Source organism: Streptomyces carpinensis, from assembly GCF_002154505.1.
Taxonomy (GTDB): Bacteria; Actinomycetota; Actinomycetes; order Streptomycetales; family Streptomycetaceae; genus Streptomyces; species Streptomyces carpinensis.
The window spans coordinates 18,574-28,209 of sequence record NZ_MUBM01000149.1 but is presented as its reverse complement, the minus strand read 5'-3'; the positions used below and the strand labels follow the sequence as shown (position 1 = coordinate 28,209).

The 9,636-nt window shown below is 70.9% G+C and carries 9 protein-coding genes; 8 read left to right on the top strand and 1 reads right to left on the bottom strand.

Going from position 1 to position 9,636, the window contains the following annotated elements:
* Nucleotides 1-248: 248 nt before the first annotated feature.
* Nucleotides 249-1,409, bottom strand: a complete 1,161-nt coding sequence (gene rhaI / locus BZY54_RS20235) for an L-rhamnose isomerase (RefSeq protein ID WP_086726594.1) — start codon at nucleotides 1,407-1,409, stop codon at nucleotides 249-251.
* 279 nt (nucleotides 1,410-1,688) lie between these two features.
* On the opposite strand from rhaI, the gene BZY54_RS20230 reads away from it, so the two are divergent.
* From BZY54_RS20230 to BZY54_RS20195, 8 genes are all read left to right on the top strand, one after another.
* The gene (locus BZY54_RS20230; RefSeq protein WP_086726593.1) at nucleotides 1,689-3,203 is read left to right on the top strand and encodes a sugar ABC transporter ATP-binding protein; all 1,515 of its coding nucleotides are present in this window, start codon (nucleotides 1,689-1,691) and stop codon (nucleotides 3,201-3,203) included.
* On the top strand, nucleotides 3,200-4,240 hold the full coding sequence (locus tag BZY54_RS20225; protein WP_086726592.1) for an ABC transporter permease: 1,041 nt from the start codon (nucleotides 3,200-3,202) through the stop codon (nucleotides 4,238-4,240). The genes BZY54_RS20230 and BZY54_RS20225 overlap by 4 nt, the downstream gene beginning before the upstream one ends.
* Complete coding sequence (locus BZY54_RS20220) at nucleotides 4,233-5,255, top strand: ABC transporter permease (protein ID WP_086726591.1); 1,023 nt, start codon at nucleotides 4,233-4,235, stop codon at nucleotides 5,253-5,255. Before BZY54_RS20225 ends, BZY54_RS20220 begins: the two co-directional genes overlap by 8 nt.
* A gap of 32 nt (nucleotides 5,256-5,287) precedes the next feature.
* Nucleotides 5,288-6,373, top strand: coding sequence for a rhamnose ABC transporter substrate-binding protein (gene rhaS, locus BZY54_RS20215; RefSeq protein ID WP_086726590.1), 1,086 nt, complete (start codon nucleotides 5,288-5,290; stop codon nucleotides 6,371-6,373).
* A gap of 17 nt (nucleotides 6,374-6,390) precedes the next feature.
* Nucleotides 6,391-6,711, top strand: coding sequence for an L-rhamnose mutarotase (locus tag BZY54_RS20210; RefSeq protein ID WP_086726589.1), 321 nt, complete (start codon nucleotides 6,391-6,393; stop codon nucleotides 6,709-6,711).
* A 14-nt stretch (nucleotides 6,712-6,725) separates the two neighbouring features.
* Nucleotides 6,726-7,022 carry a hypothetical protein gene (locus BZY54_RS20205; RefSeq protein WP_086726588.1) on the top strand — a complete coding sequence of 99 codons (297 nt, stop codon included), beginning with the start codon at nucleotides 6,726-6,728 and terminating at the stop codon, nucleotides 7,020-7,022.
* Nucleotides 7,023-7,102: 80 nt separating this feature from the next.
* On the top strand, nucleotides 7,103-8,128 hold the full coding sequence (locus tag BZY54_RS20200; protein ID WP_086726587.1) for a LacI family DNA-binding transcriptional regulator: 1,026 nt from the start codon (nucleotides 7,103-7,105) through the stop codon (nucleotides 8,126-8,128).
* Nucleotides 8,129-8,249: 121 nt separating this feature from the next.
* The gene (locus tag BZY54_RS20195) at nucleotides 8,250-9,560 is read left to right on the top strand and encodes an alpha/beta fold hydrolase (RefSeq protein ID WP_086726586.1); all 1,311 of its coding nucleotides are present in this window, start codon (nucleotides 8,250-8,252) and stop codon (nucleotides 9,558-9,560) included.
* Nucleotides 9,561-9,636 lie beyond the last annotated feature (76 nt).

The following is a 9,636-nucleotide window of genomic DNA, read 5'->3' as shown; positions in this document are numbered from 1 at the left end:
GGGGTCGGTGCCGGTGCCCTTCGCGGAGGCGTTGCCGCCGGCGTAGTTGGTGTTGCGGGGATCGGCGCCGAGCCGATGGGACCGGTCGAGGAGGGCGGAGGCTTCGGGGTGGAGTGACATGGGGGTTCCTTTCAGGATGAGGGGAGTGCGGGAGGGGGCGTGGGGCCGGCTCGATCAGCGGCTTTGCCGCGGGGCGCGCTCAGCCGTATCCGGCCCGCACCCCGAAGACGACGGATCCCGGCGGACGCTCACGCCCCCCAGCCGGCCTGCTGCCCGCCGACCCGCTCGGCAACGATCTTCTCCGCCCATCCCGACCGCGCGTACGCGGCAAGGGGCTCGGGGTCGAGCCCCATCTCCTCGCGCACCTCGCGAAGCAGCGGACGCACATCGGTGTTGTACGCATCCATCAGCACGGCGTTGGCTCCGAGCACGTCACCGGAGGACTGCGCCTCGGCCAGGGCGGCGCGGTCGACCAGCAGCGCCTTGGCCGTGGCCTCCTGCACGTTCATCACCGACCGGATGATCGCCGGGATCTTCGCCTCGATGTTGTGGCACTGGTCGAGCATGAAGGCGACCTGGGAGGTGAGCCCGCCGCCGCGCACCACCTCGTACATGATCCGGAACAGCTGGAAGGGGTCGGCCGCGCCCACCATCAGGTCGTCGTCGGCGTAGAAGCGCGAGTTGAAGTCGAACCCGCCGAGTCTGCCCTCGCGCAGCAGCGTGGCGACGATGAACTCGATGTTGGTGCCGGGCGCGTGGTGCCCGGTGTCGACGACGACCTGCGCCTTGGGCCCGAGCTTGAGGCAGTGCGCGTAGGCCGTGCCCCAGTCCGGGACGTCGGTGGTGTAGAAGGCCGGCTCGAACAGCTTGTACTCCAGCAGCATCCGCTGGTCCTCGCCGAGCCGTCCGTAGACCTCCGCGAGGCCCTCGGCGAGCCGGTCCTGCCGGCCACGCACGTCGTCCTGGCCGGGATAGTTGGTGCCGTCGGCGAACCACAGCTTCAGGTCCCGCGACCCGGTGGCGTCCATGATGTCGACGCACTCCAGCAGGTGGTCGACCGCCTTGCGGCGCACCCCCGCGTCCGGGTGGCAGATGCTGCCCAGCTTGTAGTCGTCGTCCTGGAAGGTGTTGGAGTTGATCGCACCCAGCCGCACACCGCGCTCCTCGGCGTGCCGGGCGAGTGCCGCGTAGTCGTCGACCCTGTCCCAGGGGATGTGCAGGGCGACGGTCGGGGCGACGCCGGTGTACTCGTGCACCTTGGCGGCGTCGTCCAGCTTCTCCTGCGGAGTGCGCGGTACGCCGGCCTGTGCGAACACCTTGAAGCGGGTCCCCGAGTTCCCGTACGCCCACGACGGCGTCTCGACGGCCTGGGTCTTGAGCGCGGCCTTCACCGCGGCGAGCTCGGTCACTGCAGGGCTCCTGTGACATTGGGGGAAGTCTGAGAACGGCTTTTGAACGGCTTCTGTGTGAAACGATTCAGGACCGGAAGTTATGGGCCCCGCGTGGGGGTGTCAACCCCTTGGGCGCAGACTCTTCAACGTGACCCGGCCGTGACCTTTGAGCCTCGAAACTTTTTCGCCACGTACCCATTGACGTGACATCGACTCCATGCCTAACGTCCCGGCAACCCAGTTGAAACCTTTCACGACGCGGTGCGGCTAGCGGCCGGCGTCGTCGAGGAGCCCCCAATGACCCACCCGTCCGACACGGGTCCGGCCCCGGTGCTGGCGCTCAGGGACATCTCGAAGTCCTTCGGCGCGGTGCGTGCCCTCAGGAACGTGTCCCTGGAACTGTTTCCGGGGGAGGTGCACGCCCTCGCCGGGGAGAACGGCGCGGGCAAGTCGACCCTCATCAAGACCCTCGCCGGAGTGCATCGGCCGGACGCCGGCCAGGTGCTGCTCGGCGGCGAGCCCGTCGTGTTCCACGGCCCCGGCGACGCCCGCGACGCCGGCATCGCCGTGATCTACCAGGAGCCGACGCTCTTTCCCGACCTGTCGATCGCCGAGAACATCTTCATGGGCCGCCGCCCGCGCCGGGCGCTGGGCCGTATCGACCACAAGGCCACCCACGAGGCCACCGCCGGCCTGATGCGCCGCCTGGGCGTCGACCTCGACCCCGAGCGCCCCGCACGCGGCCTGTCCATCGCCGACCAGCAGATCGTCGAGATCGCCAAGGCGCTCTCCTTCGACGCCCGCGTCCTGATCATGGACGAGCCGACCGCGGCCCTCACCGGCAGCGAGGTGGCCCGCCTGTTCGGCGTCGTACGAACCCTGCGCGAGCAGGGCGCGGCCGTCCTGTTCATCTCGCACCGCCTGGAGGAGATCTTCGAGATCTGCCAGCGGGTGACCACCCTCCGGGACGGCGCCTGGATCGCCAGCGAGCCGCTGGACGGCATGACCGAGGACGACCTCGTCCGCCGCATGGTCGGCCGCGACCTCGAGGAGCTCTACCCCAAGCAGGACGTGACGCCGGGTGAGGTCGCGCTGAGCGTGCGCCGGCTGACCCGCGAGGGCGTCTTCACCGACGTCTCCTTCGAGGTGCGGTGCGGCGAGATCGTCGGCCTGGCCGGACTGGTCGGCGCCGGGCGCACGGAGGTCGCCCGGGCCGTCTTCGGCGTCGACCGCTGGGACGCCGGCGAGGTCGAGGTCGACGGGCGCAGGCTCACCAACGGCGCCCCGTCCACCGCGATGGCCGCCGGACTCGCCCTCGTCCCCGAGGACCGGCGCGCCCAGGGCCTGGTGATGGACATGTCCATCGAACGCAACATCGGCCTGACCGGACTGCGTACCACGCGCAGGGCCGGCCTGATGGACCGCGGCGCCGAGCGCAGCCGCTCCCTGGACTGGGCGGTCAAGCTCCAGGTCAAGTACGCCCGGATCGCCGACGCGGTCTCCACGCTGTCCGGCGGCAACCAGCAGAAGGTCGTCCTGGCCAAGTGGCTCGCCACGGGCCCCAAGGTGCTCATCGTCGACGAGCCCACCCGGGGCATCGACGTCGGCACCAAGGCCGAGGTGCACCGGCTGCTGAGCGAACTGGCCGCCGACGGGGTCGCCGTCCTGATGATCTCCTCCGACCTGCCCGAGATACTCGGCATGGCCGACCGCGTGCTCGTGATGCACGAGGGCCGGCTGACCGCCGAGATCCCCCGCTCCGAAGCCACCGAGGAAACCGTGATGGCCGCAGCCACGGGGAGGGCGGCGTGACCGTGACCGCCCCCAACCCCGCCTCCGCCGCCGAGGTGCCCAAGTCCAGTGGCACCCGGCTCGTCGACCGCGTCTTCAAGATGCGCGAACTCGCCATCCTGGTCGTCTTCCTGGTGATGATCGCCATCACCCAGGCGGGCAACAGCGAGTTCCTCTCCCAGCAGGGCATCAAGGACCTGCTGCTGAACGCCACCATCCTGGTGCTGGTCGCCACCGGCCAGTCCCTGGTCGTCATCACCCGCAACGTCGACCTGTCGGTCGGCTCCACGCTCGGCATCAGCGCCTTCGCCGCCGGCACCTATCTGCACGGCGGCGGCAACCCCGTGGTGGCCGTGGTGCTGGCGGTGCTGCTGGGGGTCGGCTTCGGCCTGCTCAACGGCCTGCTGGTCAGCCTCGGCCAGGTACCCGCCCTCGTCGTCACCCTCGGCACGCTCTACATCATCCGGGGCATCGACTCCATCTGGGTGGGATCGCGCCAGATCACCGCGGCCGACCTGCCCGGCGGCTTCGTCGACTTCGGCTCCGGCGGCCTCTGGGCGGTGCCGTACCTGGCGCTGATCGCCCTCGCGGTGCTCGTCGGCACGGCGTACTACCTGAAGAACTACTCCGGCGGCCGTGAGCTGTACGCGCTCGGCTCCAACCCGGAGGCCGCCCGGCTCGCCGGCATCCCGGTCCGCAAGCGCATCCTCGGCGCGTACACCTTCTGCGGCGGCCTCGCCGGACTCGCCGGGGCCATGTACCTGGCCCGGTTCGGCAACGTCGACTCCGGCACCGGCAACGGCTACGAACTCACCGTCGTCAGCGCCGTCGTGGTCGGCGGCGTGGTCTTCACCGGCGGCTCCGGCAGCGTCTACGGAGCGGCCCTCGGCGCCCTGCTGCTGACCTCGATCAACAGTGTGCTGCCCGCCCTCGGGGTCAGCTCCGTCTGGGTGCTCGCGATCAACGGCATCCTGCTCCTGCTCGCCATCGCGGTCGACCGGATCGTCGCGCTGCGCGTGGCCTCGGCCCTGAAGAAGAGGAACGCCCGCCATGGCTGACTTCTCCGCGACCTCACTGACCCGAGCCGTGCGCTGGGACACCGTCGTCGGCGCCCTGCTCGTCGTGGTCCTGCTGTTCTCATTCGGCTTCGTCGACGGCTTCGGCAACGCCCTGAACCTGTCGTTCCTGATCGGCAACACCCTGCCGATCGCGCTGATCGCCCTGCCGATGACGCTGCTGGTCGTCTCCGGCGAGATCGACCTGTCGGTCGCCTCCACCGCCGGCCTGTCGGGCGCGGTGATGGGCGCCCTGTGGAACCAGGGCATGACGATCGAGACGATCATCCCGCTGTGCCTGCTGCTCGGCGCGGTGTGCGGCCTGGTCAACGGCCTGCTGGTCACCCGGCTCGGACTGCCGTCCCTGGCCGTCACCATCGGCACGCTCGCCGCCTACCGGGGCATCGCACAGATCGTGCTCGGCTCGGACGCGGTGACCGACTTCCCCACCCAGTACCTGGACTTCGCGGCCGGACGCGTCGGCGGCACCTTCCTGCCGCAGGCCTTCCTGCCCTTCGTGGTGCTGCTCGCGATCGCCGTGGTCACCCTGCACGCCACCCCGTTCGGCCGGTCGCTGTTCGCGATCGGCGCCGCCGAGGAGGCGGCCCGGTTCGCCGGCATCCGGGTCAAGCGGCACAAGCTGATCCTGTTCGTCGCCACCGGCCTCATGTCGGCCCTCACCGGTGTCTTCTGGGCCCTGCACTACGCCAGCGCCCGCTACGACAACGCCACCGGCCTCGAACTCTCCGTCGTCGCGGCCGTGCTGCTCGGCGGCATCGACTTCGACGGCGGCAAGGGCACCCTCGGCGGCGCGATCGCGGGTGTGTTCCTGCTCGGCGCGCTGCAGAACGTGATGAGCCTGGTCAACGTCTCCGCCCAGTCGCAGATCGTCGTCACCGGCGTCCTGCTCGTCGTCTCCGTGCTCGGCCCCCGGGTCGCACGCCAGATCGCGGTCGCCAGGGCCGGGCGCCGAGCAGCCTCGGCGCCCGTGTCCAAGGCACCCACTCCGACCTCGTAAACCACACCCGCCCCTTCCCGTAAGGAACCCTCATGCGCAGAGCATCGATCCGCCGTACCTGCGCGGCCCTGGCCGCCGCCACCTCCCTCGCCCTGGCCGTCACCGCCTGCGGCGGCACCACCAAGAACGACGTGAACAAGGACAGCGGTGCCGCGGCCTCCTCGGCCGGCAAGGCGGACCCGAACGCCGCGACGAAGAAGGGCCTGACCGTCGGCTTCCTGCCCAAGCAGGTCAACAACCCCTACTTCACCTCCGCCGACAACGGCGGCAAGAAGGCCCTGGAGGAGCTGGGCGAGAAGTACAAGGAGGTCGGCCCCTCCAGCGCCACCGACACCTCCGGCCAGGTCTCCTACGTCAACACCCTCACCCAGCAGCAGGTGAACGGGATGGCCGTGTCCGCGCAGGACCCGGGCGCGCTGTGCACCGCGCTCAAGCAGGCCATGAGCAACGGCATCAAGGTCGTCACCTACGACTCCGACACCAAGCCCGAGTGCCGCAACGCCTTCGTCTCGCAGGCCTCCGCCGAGGACCTCGGCCGCACCGAGGTGCAGCTCCTCGCCGAGCAGATCGGCTACAAGGGCGAGATCGCGATCCTGTCCGCCGCGCAGACCGCCACGAACCAGAACACCTGGATCGACTACATGAAGGAGGAGCTGAAGGACCCCAAGTACAAGGACGTCAAGCTGGTCAAGGTCGCCTACGGCAACGACGACGCCCAGGCGTCCTTCCAGCAGACCCAGGGCCTGCTCCAGCAGTACCCGAACCTGAAGGGGATCATCTCCCCGACCACCGTCGGCATCAAGGCCGCGGCCCAGTACCTGTCCGGCTCCAAGTACAAGGGCAAGGTGAAGCTGTCGGGCCTCGGCACGCCCAACGACATGCGCAAGTACGTCAAGAACGGCACCGTCGAGGCCTTCGAGCTGTGGGACCCGGCCAAGCTCGGCGAGCTCGCCGCGCGCACCACCGTCGCCCTGGCCTCCGGGCAGATCACCGGCAAGGAGGGCGAGACCTTCAAGGCCGGTGACATGGGGACGTACACCATCGGCAAGGACGGCGTGATCAACCTCGGCAAGCCGACGGTCTTCGACGCCAAGAACATCGACCAGTTCAACTTCTGATCCCCGGGCGGTACTTCATGCAGCGCGTCTGTTTCCTCCTCAAGGTCCGCGAGGACCGGATCGCCGAGTACCGCGAACGCCACGCCGCCGTGTGGCCCGAGATGCGCGACGCGCTCTCGGCCACCGGCTGGCACAACTACTCGCTCTTCCTGCGCGACGACGGCCTCCTCGTCGGCTACCTGGAGACCGAGGACTTCGAGGCGGCGAGGGCCGGCATGGAGGCCACCGACGTCAACGCCCGCTGGCAGGCCGAGATGGCGCCGTTCTTCGAGTCACTGGACGGCACCCGCCCCGACGAGGCGATGAAGCCCCTCACCGAGGTATTCCACCTCGCCTGACCCCGGAGCACCGCATGAGACCGTCGCTCACCCCACCGGGCCGCAGCCAACCGGGCACCAGGGCCGTCCACTTCGTCTCCTGCGACGGCCCGGCCGGCAACGGCCCCCGCGACAAGAGTGGCCGGCCGGCTCGCAAGGGCCTTCAGGGCACCGCCTGTCGCACCGCGAGCACGCACGCCTCCGGGGAGACCGCGGTCGGCGAGACGCGCGGCGGGGCGTACCACGCCCCGTCGTTGCCGTACCGGAAGAGGCCGTGCGGCGTCACCACGCCCACGGCGCTCCATCTCGTCGACCGCCCGCTGCCCGCCTGATTCCGCTCTGGCGTGCGGGGCGATGACGATAATGTGAAGCCCCGCCCGCCGCTCCTCGTCTTCCCGGAGGTCTCCGCCCGATGACCCAGTCGGTGGGTATCAAGGATGTCGCCCGCGCCGCCGGTGTCTCCGTCGGCACGGTCTCGAACGTCATCAACCGCCCCGAGACCGTCGCCACCGAGACACGCGCCCGGGTGCTGTCCGCGATCGACCGCCTCGGCTACGTCCGCAGCGAATCCGCCCGCCAGCTGCGCGCCGGCCGCAGCCGGATCATGGGCCTGCTCGTCCTCGACATGGGCAACCCCTTCTTCGTCGACGTCGCCCGCGGCGCCGAGCGGGCCGCCCGTGAGGCCGGGCTCGGCGTGATGGTCTGCAACAGCGCGCAGAGCATCGGCGAGGAGGCCGAGTACCTGTCCCTCTTCGCCGAGCAGCGGGTGCGCGGCGTCCTGCTCACCCCGACTGACGCCACCGGCCGCAACATCGCGGCCTTCCGCCGGCACAACATCCCCTTCGTGTTGGTCGACCGGGTCGCCGAGGGTGCCAGCGAGTGCTCGGTCTCCGTCGACGACGTGGCGGGCGGCGCCCTGGCGGTACGCCATCTTGTGGATGCCGGGCACCGCTCCATCGCGTACGTCAGCGGTCCACCCGGCTTGAACCAGGTCCGCGACCGCCGTACCGGCGCCCTGAACGCGCTGCGCGAGGCGGGCCTCGGCCCCGACGTGCTGCGCGAGCTGCCCACCGAACGCCTCGACGTGGCCGCCGGCCGGGACGCCGGTGCCCGCCTCCTCGGCCTCGCCGACCGGCCCACCGCCGTCTTCTGCGCCAACGACCTGCTCGCCCTCGGCGTCCTGCAGGCCATGTACGCGGCCGGGGTGAACGTTCCCGAAGACCTCGCCATCGTCGGCTACGACGACATCGAGTTCGCCGCCGCGGCGGCCGTCCCGCTCACCTCCGTGCGCCAGCCCGCCGTCACCATGGGCGCCCTCGCGGCGGAGCTGCTGCTGGAGGAGACCGAGGCACAGGGGGCGGCGACAGCGCACGAGCACCGGCGGGTGGTGCTCCAGCCCGAACTGGTGGTGCGCAGCTCCACGCTGCCCGGCCGCTGACCGCCCGTTCAGCAGGCGCTGACCAGACGTTCGGCAAATTTGGTGATCCCCGGGCTCGGACGGCGGACAGACATGTGCTGAACTGGGACGCGGCCGTAAACCCTGCGTCCCAGGAGATCCGTTGACCGTCAGCTACCGCCAGCCCGGCGTCGTCCTCACCGACCACTCCTTCACCGTGCCGCTCGACCACGACGACCCGGCGGGGGAGACGATCGAGCTCTACGCCCGTGAGGTCGTTGCGGCCGGCAAGGCGGGCAGGCGAGGGCAGGACCTGCCGTGGCTCGTCTATCTCCAGGGCGGCCCGGGCTTCGGGGCGAATCGTTTCGTCGGTAAGCAGGCCTGGCTCGGCCGAGCCCTGGAGGAGTACCGGGTGCTGCTCCTGGACCAGCGCGGCACCGGCCGCTCCACGCCCGCCAACCGGCAGACCCTGCCGCTGCGCGGCGGGGCGGCCGAGCAGGCCGACTACCTCACGAACTTCCGCGCCGACTCGATCGTCCGCGACTGCGAGACGATCCGCCCCGAGCTGACCGGCGGTGCCCCCTGGACGGTCCTCGGCCAGAGCTTCGGCGGCTTCTGCACGGTCACCTACCTCTCCACGTACCCCGAGGGCCTGGCCGCCGCGCTGATCACCGGCGGCCTGCCCGCCCTCGACGCCCACGCCGACGACGTCTACCGCGCCGCCTACCCCCGCATCGAGCGCAAGGTCGCCGCCCACTACGCCCGCTACCCGCAGGACGTCGAGCGCGTGCGCCGCATCGTCGACCACCTCCTCACCCACGACGTCGTGCTCCCCAACGGCTACCGGCTGACCGCCGAGGCCTTCCAGTCCCTCGGCCTCCTGCTCGGCACCGGCGACGGCAGCCACCGCCTCCACTTCCTGCTGGAGCACGCCTTCGTCCGCACCCCGCAGGGCCCGGCCCTGTCCGACGCCTTCCAGGAGGAGGTACAGGGCCTGCTGTCGTACGCCGGGCACCCGCTGTACGCCCTCGTCCACGAGGCGATCTACGGCCGGGACACCCGCCCCACCGCGTGGTCGGCCGAACGGGTCCGCGGGGAGTTCCCGCAGTTCGACGCGGCCAAGGCACTGGCCGGTGACGGGCCGGTCATGTTCACCGGCGAGTCCGTGCACCCGTGGACCTTCGACTGCGACCCGGCCCTGCGCCCGCTGCGCGAGACCGCCGAGCTCCTCGCCGCCCGCACCGACTGGCGGCCCCTCTACGACCCCGCCCGGCTCGCCGCCAACGAGGTCCCGGTCGCCGCGGCCGTCTACCACGACGACATGTACGTCGACACCGCGCACGCGCTGGACACCGCCGGTGCGATCAGGGGCCTGCGCACCTGGGTCACCGACGAGTTCGAGCACGACGGCGTGCGGGTCGGCGGGCCGCGGGTCCTGGACCGGCTGCTCGCCCTCGTCCGCGACGAGGCCTGATGCCACCGGCCGAGGGCTGACGCCGCGCGACGGGGCCTGATGCCGTGCGACGGGCATTCGGGGGGTGCTGCCCGGT

Bases quoted from the DNA above. Each gene is read 5' to 3' on its own strand.
- BZY54_RS20230 (WP_086726593.1), top strand. From the start codon at position 1,689: ATGACCCACCCGTCCGACACGGGTCCGGCCCCGGTGCTGGCGCTCAGG.
- BZY54_RS20220 (WP_086726591.1), top strand. From the start codon at position 4,233: ATGGCTGACTTCTCCGCGACCTCACTGACCCGAGCCGTGCGCTGGGAC.
- rhaS (WP_086726590.1), top strand. From the start codon at position 5,288: ATGCGCAGAGCATCGATCCGCCGTACCTGCGCGGCCCTGGCCGCCGCC.
- BZY54_RS20210 (WP_086726589.1), top strand. From the start codon at position 6,391: ATGCAGCGCGTCTGTTTCCTCCTCAAGGTCCGCGAGGACCGGATCGCC.
- BZY54_RS20205 (WP_086726588.1), top strand. From the start codon at position 6,726: ATGAGACCGTCGCTCACCCCACCGGGCCGCAGCCAACCGGGCACCAGG.
- BZY54_RS20200 (WP_086726587.1), top strand. From the start codon at position 7,103: ATGACCCAGTCGGTGGGTATCAAGGATGTCGCCCGCGCCGCCGGTGTC.